Origin of the sequence: Streptomyces sp. NPDC101165 (assembly GCF_044768135.1) — a bacterium.
GTDB lineage: Bacteria > Actinomycetota > Actinomycetes > Streptomycetales > Streptomycetaceae > Streptomyces.
The window spans coordinates 420,002-434,380 of the sequence record NZ_JBIWPG010000003.1; the positions used below are offsets into that span (position 1 = coordinate 420,002).

Below are 14,379 nucleotides of genomic sequence, written 5' to 3' on the forward strand. Positions count from 1 at the left end.
GGACCTATCCTGCTCGCATGGTGATCGACAACGGGGTGTCCGACGCCCACCTGGCCCTGGCGGCCGCCAGGGCGGGCGCGGACGTGGTACGCGACATGTACGGGAAATCCCTCGCCCGCTTCGACAAGTCCGCCGGCGACTTCGCGACGGCGGCCGACCTCGCGGCGGAGCAGGCCATTCTGGAGGTGCTGCGCGAGGCGCGGCCCGACGACGCCGTCACGGGGGAGGAGAGCGGCAGCACCGGCACCGAGGCGGCGCGGCGCCGCTGGCTCGTCGACCCGCTCTGCGGCACCCTCAACTACGCGGCGCGGAACATGCTGGTGGGGGTGAACGTGGCCCTGCGGGTGGGCGACGAGATCACGGCGGCCGCGACGGCCGACCCGTTCAACGGCGAGGTGTTCTGGACCGACGGGGAGCGGGCCCGGGTCCGGGACGACGGCAGGGACGAGGAGCTGGTGCCCTCGCCCGACTCGCAGCTGGTGGACGTCAATCTCGACCCGCCGTTCCCCAACGCCCCCGGCTTCCAGGCGGTCCGCCTTCTGGCCGACCCCGGGTTCGTGCGGCGGTTCCGGCCCCGGGTGGTCTCCACGACCCTCGCGGTCGCCTGGGTGGCCGCCGGCCGCCGGGCCGCGTACGTCACCGACGGCGACCTGCGCGACAGCGTGCACTTCTCCGCCGGCATCGCCCTGTGCCGGGCCGCCGGCTGCACGGTCACCGGCATCCACGGCCAGCCCCTGCACACCGGCGCGGGCGGGCTGATCGTGGCCGCCGACCCGGAGACGCACGCCGCACTGCTGGAGATGGTCGGGAACCAGACGCGGCAGCAGGCGTAGCGCGACCCGGCACGCCCTCGGAGGTTTTGACTTCCGAAGGCTTGCCGCCCAGTTGGTTCATCACTTAAATCAAAACATGAACTAAGCCATGGGGTCAGCTTCTTGACCTCCGCAGCCGCATGGAGCCGCCACGTGAGACTGAGATCCCTGGGCATCGCGCTCGCCACCACGGCAGCGCTGATCGCCCTGCCCACCACCCATCCACCGGCCGCCGCGGCCGACACCCCGCTGTCACAGGGGAAGACGGCCACCGCCTCCTCCACCGAGAACGCGGGCACCGCCGCGGCCAAGGCCGTCGACGGCGACACCGGTACCCGCTGGTCCTCGGCCGCCGCCGACGACCAGTGGTTCCAGGTCGACCTGGGCGCCACCGCCTCGGTCACCCAGGTGGTCCTGAACTGGGAGACCGCCTACGGCAAGGACTACAAGGTCCAGATATCCACGGACGGGACCAGCTGGACCGACCTGAAGTCCGTCACCGGCTCCGACGGAGGCGTCGACACCCTCGACGTGTCCGGGCAGGGCCGCTACGTCCGTATGCTGGGCGTGCACCGCGCGACCCCATGGGGCTACTCCCTCTGGGAGTTCCAGGTGTTCGGCTCGACGAGCGGCACCACCCAGCCCACCTGCGGCACCGCGAACGCCGCACAGGGCAGGCCGGCCACCGCCTCCTCCACCGAGAACGCCGGCACCCCCGCCTCCGCCGCCTTCGACGGTGACACCGGAACCCGCTGGTCCAGCCAGGCCTCCGACCCGCAGTGGCTCCGGGTGGACCTCGGCTCGGTCAAGGACCTGTGCAAGGTCGACCTGAACTGGGAGACGGCGTACGGCAAGGACTTCCAGATCCAGGCCTCCTCCGACGGCCAGAGCTGGAGCACCCTCAAGAGCGTCACCGGCGCGAGCGGCGGCACCGCCTCCTACGACGTCAGCGGCTCGGGCCGCTATGTCCGGATCTACGGCACCGCACGCGGCACCGGCTACGGCTACTCGCTCTGGGAGGTCGCCGTACACACCGGCTCCACCGGCACCCCGCCGGTCCAGGGCGGCGGCGACCTCGGCCCGAACGTGATCGTCGTCGACCCCTCGACCCCCGATCTCCAGAAGAAGTTCGACGACGTCTTCGCCCAGCAGGAGTCCAGCCAGTTCGGCACCGGGCGCTACCAGTTCCTGCTCAAGCCCGGCACCTACAACGGCATCAACGCCCAGATGGGCTTCTACACCTCGATCTCCGGTCTCGGCCTGAACCCCGACGACACCCAGATCAACGGCGACGTCACCGTGGACGCGGGCTGGTTCAACGGCAACGCCACCCAGAACTTCTGGCGTTCGGCGGAGAACCTCGCCATCAAGCCGTCCAACGGCACGGACCGCTGGGCGGTCGCCCAGGCGGCGCCCTTCCGCCGTATTCATGTCCAGGGCGGCCTCAACCTCGCCCCGAACGGCTACGGCTGGGCCTCCGGCGGCTACATCGCCGACTCGAAGATCGACGGCACGGTGGGCCCCTACTCCCAGCAGCAGTGGTACACCCGCGACAGCTCGGTCGGCGGCTGGACCAACGGCGTGTGGAACATGACCTTCTCCGGCGTCCAGGGCGCACCGGCGACCAACTTCGACAGCGGCCCGTACACCACCCTCGACACGACACCCGTCTCGCGCGAGAAGCCCTTCCTCTACCTGGACGGCTCCACCTACAAGGTCTTCGTCCCGGCCAAGCGCACCGACGTCCGCGGAGTCTCCTGGCCGGCCGACGCGGGCACCTCGATCCCGCTGGACCAGTTCTACGTCGTGAAGCCGGGCGCCACCGCCGCCACCGTCAACCAGGCCCTCGCCCAGGGGCTCAACCTCCTCTTCACGCCCGGCGTCTACCACCTCGACCGGACCATCGACGTCGCCCGCGCCAACACCGTCGTCCTCGGCCTCGGTCTCGCCACTCTCGTCCCGGACAACGGCATCGACGCGATGCACGTGGCCGACGTCGACGGAGTCAGACTGGCCGGATTCCTGATCGACGCGGGCCCCGTCAACTCCGACACGCTCCTGCGGATCGGCGCCCCCGGTTCCACCGCCGACCACTCCGCCAATCCCACCACCATGCAGGACGTGTTCGTCCGTATCGGCGGCGCCGGACCCGGCCTCGCCACCAACTCCGTGGTGGTCGACAGCGACGACGTCATCATCGACCACACCTGGATCTGGCGCGCCGACCACGGCAGCGGCGTCGGCTGGGACACCAACCGCGCCGACTACGGCCTGCGCGTCAACGGCGACGACGTCCTCGCCACGGGCCTGTTCGTCGAACACTTCAACACGTACGACGTGTACTGGAACGGAGAACGCGGCCGGACGATCTTCTTCCAGAACGAGAAGGCGTACGACGCCCCGAACGCCGCCGCCATCACCCACGACGGCATCGTCGGCTACGCGGCCTACAAGGTCGCGGACTCCGTCACCACGCACGAGGCATGGGGGCTGGGCAGCTACTGCAACTACACGGCCGATCCCTCGATAGTCCAGGCCCACGGCTTCCAGGTCCCGACCACGGCAGGCATCAAGATGCACGACCTGCTGGTGATCTCCCTCGGCGGCAAGGGCCGGTACGCCCACGTCGTCGACAACACGGGAGCCCCCACCTCGGGCACGGACACCGTCCCCTCGAAGGTCACCCAGTTCCCGTAGTCCCGAACGGCGTACCAGGGCGAGCGGCCGTCGTCCGCTGCCGCTGAGATGGAAGGGTCCCTACGTCAAGCAGTGAGGCAACTCATGCGTATCCGCAGCTTTGCTACCACAGCAGTTCTCGCAGGTGCCCTTGCCCTGACCGGCACGACGGCCGCCCACGCGGCCGACCCGAACCCGGTCGGCGTCGCCACCGACAGCCCCGGCGTCCTCTCCGGCAACGTCATCCAGATCCCGCTCGACCTCGACGCCAACCTGTGCGGCGACACCATCGACATCATCGGGCTGCTGAACCCGGCCCTCGCCAACACCTGCACCAACGGCTGACACCAACCCGTGCGCCGGTCCCTCCCACAGGGACCGGCGCACGGCTGTCCGGACCAGCTCAGTCACGCGCCGCCGGAGCCTCACGCCCGGAGGGTGCAGCGTCCCCCTGTGAAGCGGACCCGGTGCCGGTCCGTCGGCGGCGCAACAGCATGCGTCTCGCCGGGCCTTCCACCGCCTCGTACAGGAGCCAGGACAGCCCGAGGGAGAGGGCGAAGGCGGCGGTGGTGACCGCCAGGCCCGCCAGGACCCCGAAGTGCGGCTTCGTGCCGAGCAGGTTGGTGCCCGCGCGCAGGACCAGCAGGTGAATCATGTAGAAGGCGAACGACAGTTCCCCCAGTCGCACCATCCGACGGTGCCGCCACAGCGAGGGCAGCCCGTACACGTCCGCGACCGCCGCGGCCGGGATGAGGAGAGTGAACCCGGCGATGGTGCAGACGGTGGCGGAGTAGCCGGGCGTGACCTGCGGGACCAGGAAGTAGCCGATGATCGCGAGGGCCAGCGAGGCCTCGAGGCCGGGCCCGCGCCAGCGGCCGAGCAGCACCAGCCGGGCCGTGACGGCGCCCAGGACGAACTCCGGCAGCCGGGCGGCGGGCAGGGAGTAGATCGACTCGTCCATCCAGTGGTGTGCGTCCGCCCAGGCCAGGACCAGTACCGCCACGACCGAGAGTCCGCCCAGCGCCGTCGCGCCTCGTGCGCCCAGCCGGCGCAGCAGCAGGATCAGCAGCGGGAAGGCCGCGTAGAAGAACGCCTCGCAGGCCAGCGACCAGCTGACCGGGTTCAGCGTCTGCCACCAGGGGCGCCACCAGGAGTGCAGCAGGAAGACGTTGGCCAGCGCCTGTTTGGGCGTCGGCTTCGCCTGATGGGCCAGCGTGTAGGCCATGACGAACGCGACGGCCAGGGTGACCAGGTGCACCGGGTAGATCCGCGCGATGCGCCGCCGCCAGAAGGCGAGCGCACGGTCACGCGGCCGCGCGGACCACGTCAGCACGAAACCGGACAGCACGAAGAAGAACGACACGCCCGTGGCGCCGGCCCCGAACGCCCAGGTCACGATGCGACCGGCGCCGCCCCCGAAGTAACCGAAGTTGTTCACGTGCAGCCCGAACACCAGCAGCGCCGCGACCCAGCGCAGCCCGGTGAGGGACGGGAGGGAGGACATGGCGGCGGGCGGGGAGGATCTCGCCGAGGCTGTGGACGCATCGGTTCGTACGGACGGCGTCCGGGGCACCCGGGTCGTCGCCGTGCTCATCCAATCACCTGCCGCTGGAGGTTCGCGTGGGGCATGAAGGGGAGCGTTGCCCGTTCGCCCCCTCTCCATCACATCAAGTTGCAAACATCACACTGCTGCCGAACGACGGAACCCGCGGTATGCCACGGACGGTCGGACCTTGTGCACCCTTTTGAGTGAATGCTCCGGCCCCTCGCGTGGATCGGTGCGGGCCGTGCGGGTTCACGGTGAACTAGTCGCCTCGCGTGGCGAGTTCCAGCCGGTGCCGTGGGACTCCTGGTCCTCGGCGTCCTCGGTCAGTCGTTCGACCCGGGTGGCCGCTGCCCGGGCGCGGCGCCCGGCCTCGCGTACGTCCCGGTCGGCCCTCCGCGCCCGCTCACGGGCGTTCTGCTCATCGGCGCGGGCCTGCCCCTGCTCGTCCTGGACGCGCAGTACCTCCTCCCGCAGCTCCCGCAGCCGCTCCTCCGCCTCGGCCGACCGCCGGGCGGCCTCCTCCGCCTCCGCGTCGGCGGCCGCCGCCTTCTCCCGCAGGGCACGTAGCTCACGCTCGGCGTCCCGGGCCTCCGTGCGTGCCTCGGCGAGCTGCCGGCGCCGCTCCTCGCCACCGCCGCGTCGCATCGCCTTCGCCTTCGGCGTGGGCGCGGGGCGGCGACCGGCGGCGGCCTCGTCCGCCTCCGGGAACCCGATCGCGGCACCGAGCGGCTTCACCAGCCGGCCCGCCGCCCACTCCCGGGCGGCCTGTGGGTCGGCGAGAACGGCGTGCAGGGTCTCCTCGACCTTGCGCTGAACGCCCTCGCCGACCGGATGACCCGCCTCGGCGGCCAGCCGCCGCGCCTGGCGCCCGAGCGCACCGATCACCTCACGCTGCCTGCGGGCGAGCAGGCGCAGCTGCGGACCGTCCAGTTCGCGGTGCGCCCGGCGCAGCTCCTCACCGAGTCCGAGCAGCGGCTGGACCTCGCCGGGAAGTCTGCGGACCAGGAGATTGCCGGCCCACGCGGCCGGGCTCGGGCGCCGCAACGCGGCGATCTCCTTGGCGAGGTCCCGCTCGCCGGACGTACGGGCCTGCGCGGCATACCGGTCGCGGGCGGCGACGAACTCCTCCGGCCGCAGCCCGTACAGCTCGTCGGCGACGGCGTCGAGATCCACCAGAGCCCCCCTCGAGCCCCCCCCGTGACGGACTCCGAGTCTCCCACCTGGTGGGCCTTATGCGTTGTATGTGTCGTCCGTACGGTTGGCGAGGCTGGCCTCGAAGCCGTCGAGGATGCTTCGGAGGCCGAACGCGAAGGTGCCCGCGGGTGCCGCCGAGTAGTCGGCGGCGGCCTGCGTGCCGAGGCGATCGCGCAGCCGCGGGAAGCCCCTCGCGATCTCGCCGGCCTGGGTCATGGCGGCCGCCAGCTGCGCCTCGGCATCCCCGCCGCCCCATGTTCAGGCGGCGGGTGAGGGAGACCAGTGCGGCGGAGCCCAAGGCGCTGCCGAGGACGAAGACGAACACCGTGGCGGCCGCCCGGTCGGCGTCGGCGGCCGTCCGTCAGTCGGTGGCGTCGAGATCGGGGGTGCGCACGTCCGGCAGGCCGAACCCGAGGACTACGACCGCATCGTCGCGGTGGTGGACGAGTGGTGGGAACGACCGATCCGTTCGGTTCTGCCCCGGCTGTTCCTGGACCACTTCCACCGCACGAGCCTGGTCGCCGAGGACGGCGACGGTCTGACCGGATTCCTGGTCGGGCTGCTGTCCCCGTCGGCGCCCGATGCCGCGTACATCCACTTCGTGGGAGTGGCGCCACGGGCCCGCGGGGAAGGGCTGGCCCGCGGTCTGTACGAGCGGTTCTTCGCCATGGCCGCGGCCGAACACCGCACCGAGGTGAAGGCGATCACCTCTCCGCAGAACGAGCGCTCCATCGCCTTCCACACCGCGATGGGCTTCACGGTCACCGGCCCCGTCCGCGACCACGACGGCCCGGGCGTCGACCGCATGATCTTCCGGCTCCGGCTCCCGCACCACGGTCCCGGAAGCCGCCGCCCTTGACCATGTCCTCCCCGAACAGAGGACAGCGCCACCAAGCTCCGCACCCCGCGACTTTCGCCGACCGATCCGCTCCCTTCGGCTCCTCGGCGTAGACCATCGGGGGACGGCGCCGGCGGGTGCGCGCCCGACAGGGTGGCCGTATGGAGAAGAAACCAGGGATCAACCGCGCACAGTTCCTCGCCGGGATGGCGTCCGCCGGGCTCGCCGCGACGGCGCTCACCGCGGGCTCGGCCCACGCGGGGGAGAGGCGGCAGGGACTGCGGCACCGGGGTGTCGTCTACACCGTCGGCAAGGGCGAGACTCCGGCCACCGGCTTCCGTACGGCGCGGATGCGCAAGGACGTCCGCGCCATCCGCGACGAGCTGCACGCGGACACCGTGGACGTCACCGGCGACGGAGTGGAGCGGCTCACGGCCACCGCCGCGGAGGCGGCCGAGCGAGGCATGCACGTATGGCTGCAGCCGACCCTCGGTGACGTTCCCGAACGGGACATCCTGGACCACCTCGCCGAGACCGGCCGGTTCGCGGAGCGGCTGCGCCGGCAGGGCGCGAGCGTCGACCTCAGCGTGGGCTGCGAGTTCTGGCTGTTCGTGCCCGGCATCGTCCCGGGCGACACCGTCTTCGAACGCATCCAGAACCTGCTGGACGGCAAGGTCGACCCGGTCAGGATGCAACGCCTGCTGGACCGCTTCACGGCCAAGGCGGCCGCGGTAGGCCGCTCCGTCTTCCACGGCCGGCTCAGCTACGCGGCCGCCCAGGAGGACACGGTCGACTGGCGGCTCTTCGACATCATCGGCATCGACTACTACTCGTACTTCCCGCGCCGTACCGACTATGTACGGGAGCTGCGCAGCTACCTGCGCTGGGGCAAACCGCTGGCGATCACCGAGTTCGGCACCTGCGCCTACGTCGGCGCGCCCGAGACCCGGGGCATGGGCTGGAACATCATCGACCAGGACAAGCACCCCGAGGAGATCAAGGGCGATCTGGTCCGCAGCGAGCGCACCCAGGCCGACTACCTCGTGCGGCTCCTCGACGTCTTCTCCTCGCTGAACCTGTACGCGGCGATGGCCTTCGAGTTCGTGGCCCTCGACGCCCCGCACCGCCCCTGCGACCCCCGGCACGACCTCGACCTGGCGACCTACGCCATCACCAAGACCCTCGAGGACCGTCCGTTCGACCCCGTCTCCCCGCGGCACTGGGAACCCAAGGAGGCCTTCCACGCCCTGGCCCGCCGGTACGCGAGGGAGGCGGCCCGCGGCTGACACACAGGCTCCGGAACCGCGCTCACCCGTTCGGGCGACCCCTCGGCTCGGCGCGCGGCGGTGCCGGGCTCGCGGCCGGATGATGCGTCCGTGCCCGCCGGTCGAACTCCGGCCGACGAGACGTGGCCAGAATTGCATCGTTCGTTTTCTTGAATCTCTCGTGTTTATGAGGGTAGGTTCGGGGTCATGACCGCATCCCAGACTCCGACCACCGCCGAGGAGCTACGCGGTGCCGGCCTGCGGGTGACGGCCGCGCGTGTCGCACTGCTCGAGACCGTCCGCCACGGCGATCACCTCGATGTCGAGGCGATCACGTCCGGCGTACGCGACCGTGTGGGCCACATCTCCGTCCAGGCCGTGTACGAGGCGCTCCACGCGCTCACCGCGGCCGGACTCGTACGCCGTATCGAACCGCCCGGCAGCCCGGCCCGGTTCGAGGGACGCGTCGGGGACAACCACCACCACCTCGTGTGCCGGTCGTGCGGCGTCGTCGCAGACGTCGACTGCGCGGTCGGCCACGCCCCCTGTCTCACCGCGGCCGACGACCGCGGCTTTTCGATCGACGAGGCCGAGGTCATCTACTGGGGCCTGTGCCCCGACTGTTCCAGCGCCGCTACCGCAGCACCGTGAACCCCTCAGTTCGGAAGGATTCCCCATGTCCGAGAACACCCCTGCCGAGGCGAAGTGCCCGGTCGCGCACGACCGTGCCGCGCACCCGACCCAGGGCGGCGGGAACCGCCAGTGGTGGCCGGAGCGGCTCAACCTGAAGATCCTTGCCAAGAACCCCGCCGTGGCCAACCCGCTCGGTGAGGAGTTCGACTACGCCGAGGCCTTCAAGAGCCTCGACGTCCCCGCCGTGAAGCGGGACATCGCCGAGGTGCTCACCGACTCCCAGGACTGGTGGCCCGCCGACTTCGGCAACTACGGCCCGCTGATGATCCGTATGGCCTGGCACAGCGCGGGTACGTACCGCATCAGTGACGGCCGTGGTGGCGCCGGCGCCGGCCAGCAGCGCTTCGCCCCCCTGAACAGCTGGCCGGACAACGGCAACCTCGACAAGGCCCGCCGTCTGCTGTGGCCGGTGAAGAAGAAGTACGGCAAGAGCCTGTCCTGGGCCGACCTCATGATCCTCGCCGGAAACGTGGCGCTGGAGTCGATGGGCTTCGAGACCTTCGGCTTCGGCGGTGGCCGTGCGGACGTGTGGGAGTCGGAGGAGGACGTCTACTGGGGTCCCGAGCAGATCTGGCTCGACGACCAGCGCTACTCCGGCGACCGCGAGCTGGAGAACCCGCTCGGCGCGGTCCAGATGGGCCTGATCTACGTCAACCCGGAGGGCCCGAACGGCAACCCGGACCCGATCGCCGCGGCCCGCGACATCCGTGAGACCTTCCGCCGTATGGCGATGAACGACGAGGAGACCGTCGCCCTCATCGCCGGTGGGCACACCTTCGGCAAGACCCACGGCGCCGGCCCGGCCGAGAACGTCGGCCCCGAGCCCGAGGCCGCCCCGATCGAGCAGCAGGGCCTGGGCTGGGCGAGCACCCACGGCACCGGCAAGGGCGGCGACGCGATCACGTCGGGCCTGGAGGTCACCTGGACCGCCACGCCGACCCGGTGGAGCAACGGCTTCTTCAAGAACCTCTTCGAGTACGAGTACGAGCTCTCGCAGAGCCCGGCCGGTGCCCACCAGTGGGTGGCGAAGAACGCCGAGGCGATCATCCCCGACGCGCACGACGCGTCGAAGTCGCACCTCCCGACGATGCTCACCACCGACCTCTCGCTGAAGTTCGACCCGATCTACGAGCAGATCTCGCGTCGCTTCTACGAGAACCCGGAGGAGTTCGCGGACGCCTTCGCCCGCGCCTGGTACAAGCTGACCCACCGTGACATGGGTCCGAAGTCGCTGTACCTCGGCCCGGAGGTCCCCGCGGAGACCCTGCTGTGGCAGGACCCGCTGCCGCAGGCCGAGGGCGAGGTCATCGACGCCGCCGACGTCGCGGCCCTGAAGGCCAAGCTGCTCGACTCGGGCCTGTCGGTGTCCCAGCTGGTGTCCACCGCCTGGGCGTCGGCCTCGACGTTCCGCAACAGCGACAAGCGCGGCGGTGCCAACGGCGCCCGCATCCGGCTGCAGCCGCAGGCCGGCTGGGAGGTCAACCAGCCCGACCAGCTCGCCCAGGTGCTGCGCGTCCTGGAGGGCATCCAGGCGGAGTTCAACTCGGGCGCCAAGAAGGTCTCCCTGGCCGACCTGATCGTCCTCGGTGGCGTCGCCGGCGTGGAGAAGTCCGCCAAGGACGCCGGTCACGACGTCGAGGTGCCCTTCACGCCGGGCCGTGTGGACGCCACGGCGGAGCACACCGACGCGGAGTCCTTCGCCGCGCTGGAGCCCACCGCCGACGGCTTCCGCAACTACGTGGGCAAGGGCAACCGCCTGCCGGCCGAGTACCTGCTGCTCGACAAGGCGAACCTGCTGGGTCTGAGCGCGCCCGAGATGACCGTCCTCGTCGGCGGCCTGCGCGTCCTCGGCGCCAACCACCAGCAGACCTCGCACGGCGTCCTCACCGACGCCCCGGGCAAGCTGACCAACGACTACTTCGTCAACCTGCTCGACCTGGGCACGACGTGGAAGTCCGTCTCGGAGGACCAGGCCACCTTCGAGGGCCGCGACGACGCGACCGGCGAGGTCAAGTGGACCGGCACCCGTGCCGACCTGGTCTTCGGCTCGAACTCCGAGCTGCGCGCCATCGCGGAGGTCTACGCCGCGGACGACGCCGAGGAGAAGTTCGCCAAGGACTTCGCGGCCGCGTTCGGCAAGGTCATGAACCTCGACCGGTTCGACCTCGTCTGATCAACAACCCTGAAGGCGTCCGGACCGGCCCCGCACGGGCCGGCCCCGGGCGCCTTCGGCGTTCCTACTCCCAGGACACCTGAATCTGCCGGCCGGCCGCGCGCATGTCCACGATCTCGAACCCGGCCCGGGAACGCACGATGTGCTGGACGTCCCCCGGCCCGGAGTCACGCAGGAACCCCGCCCAGCCCTCCGTGACCGCCTCCCGGAGCACCCACTCCAGGACCTCCATCAGCACCCCGAACTCGTCCTCGTGAATGCAGACGCGGACGGTCAGGGCCCACGGGACCCCGCCGTCCGCATCCTGTCTGTTCACGGCCCTGACCAGCAGGGAGGTGTCCGCCCCGTCGAAGGAGTGGCTCGCCTCCCCACCGGCCAGCACCTGCCAGGGATCGCCCCAGACCGCCCAGTCCGCCGACTCGAAGGCCGGCGGCGGGCCGGCCCGTCCGACCAGCCAGGAAAGTTCCCGCAGGAACGCTTCGGGCAGATCCGGCCGGAGATCCACGGCCAGGAACAGGTCGTAGTAGTCACTCACCGCACGGACCCTAGCCGCACCGTACGGCGGGTGTCCCGGGCGTGTGTCAGCGGCCCAGCGCCGCCACGCCCGCCTGGGCGTAGCGCTCGTCCAGGTCGCCCGACGGGGCGCCCGCGACGCCGATGCCCGCGACCGGGGCACCCTTGGCGGTCACCGGGGCGCCGCCCCCGAGGAACAGCGTGCCCGGGATGTCCTTCAGGTTCGGCGCCTGCTCCAGCCGCTTGGCCAGCTCGGACGTGGGCGCGTTCCAGGACACCGCGGTGAACGCCTTGCGCTCGGCGGACTCGTACGACTGCGGTCCGGCGCCGTCGCCGCGCAGGGTGACCAGGGTGTTCCCGTTGCGGTCGACGACGGCCACCGACACCTGCCGGCCGTCCTTCTCAGCGGCGTCCACCGCGGCCTGCGCCGCCTTCGTGGCCGCGTCGAGGGTCAGGTGCGTGGTCTCGGTGAGATTGCCGCTCCGGGCGGACGCGGCGGCGGGCGTGGTGCCCGTGGAGTCGGCGGCACTGGCGGCGACCGTACCGACGACACCGGCACCGGCCAGGGCGAGGACGGCGCCGCCGACGAGGACGCGGGTACGACTGGACGGCTTCTTGCGGCTGGGCATCAGGAAGGGCCTCTCTGCGGTCGGATTCGGGGGCGGAGTCGCTCCCGTACCGATCCTCGGCCCGGATCCGGGCCGAGGAGGTCGACGGACCGGTTGCCTTGGGGGTCATCCGATCGGATGACCCCCAACGTGCCGGGCCAGGGAACAATGGAGGGTGTTTGCCCAGCTCAGCGCGATGACGAGGGAGGATTCTCCGGTGGCCGTGCCTGATCGTGACGACACCCGCGCCCTCACCGTCGTCATGCACACCGCGTTCTTCGTGCTGCTGGCGGCGTCCCTCGCCCGCTACCTGGCCCGGCACGCCGAGGGTCCGCGCACCCCCTGGATCATCGCGCTCTCCGCCCTGCTGGCGGTGCTGTACGTGCTCGGCCCGGCCCTCGGCACCCGCCCCACCCCGCGCCGACTGGCCTGGCTGGGCCTGGTGGTGGCGACCTGGGCGCTCCTCGTGGTCCTGGCGCCCAGTTTCGCCTGGTGCGCGGTCCCGCTCTTCTACACCGGCCTGCGCACCCTCCCCGCGCGCGCCGCGATTTCGCTGGTGGCGCTGCTGACCGCGCTGGCCGTCGCGGCCCAGCTGAGCCTCGCGGGCTGGCCGGACCCCAACGTGCTGCTCGCGCCCCCGGCCGTGGCCGCCGTGGCCACCACCGTCTACGTGGTCATGCAGCGCCAGTCCGCCCGCCGCGACGCCCTGATCGACGACCTGGTCCGCACCCGGCGCGAACTCGCCGCCACCGAGCGCCGCGAGGGCACCCTCGCCGAACGCGAGCGGCTGGCCCGGGAGATCCACGACACCCTCGCCCAGGGCCTGTCCAGCCAGCGCATGCTCCTGCAGGCCGCGGACCGCCTCTGGGACATCTCCCCGGACACCGCCCGCGACCACGTCCGCACGGCCGCGTCGATCGCCGAACGCAACCTCGCCGAGGCCCGCCGCTTCGTCCACGACCTGACCCCGGCCGACCTGGCCGAGGGCGGCGGCCTGCTCCAGGCGCTGCGCGCGGTCGCCGAGCGCGAGACGACGCCGGCGCTCACCGTCCGCGTCCACACGGAGGGCGCTCCGCCCGCGGCACTGCCCGCCCCCGTGGAGTCCGCCCTGCTCCGCATCGCCCAGGGAGCCCTGGCCAACGTCCGTGAACACGCGGCCGCCACGACGGCGACCCTCACCCTCACCTGTCTGGACGACCAGATCGTCCTGGACGTGACCGACGACGGCCGGGGCTTCGACACCGGGACGGTCCAGGAAGCCGAGGGCCGCGGCCACGGCCTTCCCGCCATCCACGCCCGCCTGCGCCAGCTGGGCGGCACCCTGACCATCGAGTCGGCACCGGGCGAGGGTACGGCCCTGTCCGCCGCGATCCCGCTGGAGCCCAGATGACCGGGACACCCGAGACCGCCCCCAAGGCGCCCGTCCGTATCCTCGTCTGCGACGACCACGCCGTCGTACGCGCCGGACTGCTCGCCCTCCTGCACAGCGCCCCGGACATCGAGGTCGTCGGCGAGGCCGGCAGCGGCGAGGAGGTGCTGGCGCTGGCCCGCAAGACGACGCCGGACGTGGTGCTCATGGACCTGCAGCTGGGTGAGGGCATGGACGGCGTGGAGGCCACCCGTCGGCTGCGCGCCCTCACCCCCGCCCCGCACGTCCTGGTCCTGACGACGTACGACACCGACGCGGACGTCACCCGCGCCATCGAGGCCGGAGCCACCGGCTACCTGCTCAAGGCGGAGCGCGCCGAGGACCTCTTCACCGCGATCCACGCCTCCGCCCAGGGCCGCCCCGCCCTCTCACCGCCGGTCGCCGACCGCGTCATGTCCCGTCTGCGCAACCCCCGTCCCGCCCTCACCCCGCGCGAACGCGACATCCTCGCCCACCTCGCCCAGGGCCTGCCCAACCACGCCATCGCCCGCGCCCTGTACATCAGCGAGGCCACGGTCAAGACCCATCTGCGCCGCATCTACGACAAGCTCGGCGTGGACACCCGGGCGGGCGCCGTGGCGGTGGCCAAGGAACAGCGGCTGCTGCCCTGAGGCCGTCATGCCCCCGGCTGC

The 14,379-nt window shown here is 71.6% G+C and carries 14 protein-coding genes; 9 read left to right on the plus strand and 5 right to left on the minus strand.

Going from position 1 to position 14,379, the window contains the following annotated elements; genetic code table 11:
- The first annotated feature begins 17 nt into the window (after positions 1–17).
- The 3 genes from ACIRVH_RS08510 to ACIRVH_RS08520 all read left to right on the plus strand — a co-directional run bounded on the left by ACIRVH_RS08510 (position 18) and on the right by ACIRVH_RS08520 (position 3,833).
- Positions 18–833, plus strand: a complete 816-nt coding sequence (locus ACIRVH_RS08510; RefSeq protein ID WP_403949634.1) for an inositol monophosphatase family protein — start codon at positions 18–20, stop codon at positions 831–833.
- A gap of 132 nt (positions 834–965) precedes the next feature.
- The gene (locus ACIRVH_RS08515) at positions 966–3,509 is read left to right on the plus strand and encodes a discoidin domain-containing protein (RefSeq protein WP_403949637.1); all 2,544 of its coding nucleotides are present in this window, start codon (positions 966–968) and stop codon (positions 3,507–3,509) included.
- Positions 3,510–3,593: 84 nt separating this feature from the next.
- Positions 3,594–3,833, plus strand: coding sequence for a chaplin (locus tag ACIRVH_RS08520; protein WP_403949640.1), 240 nt, complete (start codon positions 3,594–3,596; stop codon positions 3,831–3,833).
- A 58-nt stretch (positions 3,834–3,891) separates the two neighbouring features.
- Here ACIRVH_RS08520 and ACIRVH_RS08525 read toward each other — a convergent pair whose 3' ends face one another.
- The 3 genes from ACIRVH_RS08525 to ACIRVH_RS08535 form a co-directional block, all read right to left on the minus strand.
- Positions 3,892–5,082 carry an acyltransferase family protein gene (locus ACIRVH_RS08525; RefSeq protein WP_403949642.1) on the minus strand — a complete coding sequence of 397 codons (1,191 nt, stop codon included), beginning with the start codon at positions 5,080–5,082 and terminating at the stop codon, positions 3,892–3,894.
- Between the two features lie 201 nt (positions 5,083–5,283).
- A complete protein-coding gene (locus ACIRVH_RS08530) occupies positions 5,284–6,207 on the minus strand; it encodes a hypothetical protein (RefSeq protein ID WP_403949645.1) in 924 nt (307 codons plus the stop codon).
- A gap of 57 nt (positions 6,208–6,264) precedes the next feature.
- Positions 6,265–6,444, minus strand: a complete 180-nt coding sequence (locus tag ACIRVH_RS08535) for a hypothetical protein (RefSeq protein ID WP_403949648.1) — start codon at positions 6,442–6,444, stop codon at positions 6,265–6,267.
- Here ACIRVH_RS08535 and ACIRVH_RS08540 point away from each other — a divergent pair.
- The 4 genes from ACIRVH_RS08540 to katG all read left to right on the plus strand — a co-directional run bounded on the left by ACIRVH_RS08540 (position 6,443) and on the right by katG (position 11,197).
- Positions 6,443–7,087 (plus strand): GNAT family N-acetyltransferase, encoded by a 645-nt coding sequence (locus tag ACIRVH_RS08540; RefSeq protein ID WP_403949650.1) that lies wholly within the window; start codon positions 6,443–6,445, stop codon positions 7,085–7,087. The genes ACIRVH_RS08535 and ACIRVH_RS08540 overlap by 2 nt on opposite strands.
- 140 nt (positions 7,088–7,227) lie before the next feature.
- Positions 7,228–8,352 carry an abortive phage infection protein gene (locus tag ACIRVH_RS08545; protein WP_403949653.1) on the plus strand — a complete coding sequence of 375 codons (1,125 nt, stop codon included), beginning with the start codon at positions 7,228–7,230 and terminating at the stop codon, positions 8,350–8,352.
- Between the two features lie 186 nt (positions 8,353–8,538).
- The gene (locus ACIRVH_RS08550) at positions 8,539–8,982 is read left to right on the plus strand and encodes a Fur family transcriptional regulator (protein ID WP_145882408.1); all 444 of its coding nucleotides are present in this window, start codon (positions 8,539–8,541) and stop codon (positions 8,980–8,982) included.
- A gap of 25 nt (positions 8,983–9,007) precedes the next feature.
- A complete protein-coding gene (gene katG / locus ACIRVH_RS08555) occupies positions 9,008–11,197 on the plus strand; it encodes a catalase/peroxidase HPI (protein ID WP_403949655.1) in 2,190 nt (729 codons plus the stop codon).
- Between the two features lie 64 nt (positions 11,198–11,261).
- On the opposite strand, the gene ACIRVH_RS08560 is transcribed toward katG, so the two are convergent.
- Positions 11,262–11,732: a hypothetical protein gene (locus ACIRVH_RS08560; RefSeq protein WP_403949657.1), complete on the minus strand. Its 471-nt coding sequence runs from the start codon at positions 11,730–11,732 to the stop codon at positions 11,262–11,264.
- A 46-nt stretch (positions 11,733–11,778) separates the two neighbouring features.
- Positions 11,779–12,339 carry a heme-binding protein gene (locus tag ACIRVH_RS08565; protein WP_403949659.1) on the minus strand — a complete coding sequence of 187 codons (561 nt, stop codon included), beginning with the start codon at positions 12,337–12,339 and terminating at the stop codon, positions 11,779–11,781.
- Positions 12,340–12,514: 175 nt separating this feature from the next.
- On the opposite strand from ACIRVH_RS08565, the gene ACIRVH_RS08570 reads away from it, so the two are divergent.
- Together ACIRVH_RS08570 and ACIRVH_RS08575 are read left to right on the plus strand one after the other, a co-directional pair.
- A complete protein-coding gene (locus ACIRVH_RS08570) occupies positions 12,515–13,708 on the plus strand; it encodes a sensor histidine kinase (protein WP_403949662.1) in 1,194 nt (397 codons plus the stop codon).
- Complete coding sequence (locus tag ACIRVH_RS08575; RefSeq protein ID WP_403949664.1) at positions 13,705–14,358, plus strand: response regulator; 654 nt, start codon at positions 13,705–13,707, stop codon at positions 14,356–14,358. Before ACIRVH_RS08570 ends, ACIRVH_RS08575 begins: the two co-directional genes overlap by 4 nt.
- Positions 14,359–14,379: the final 21 nt, after the last annotated feature.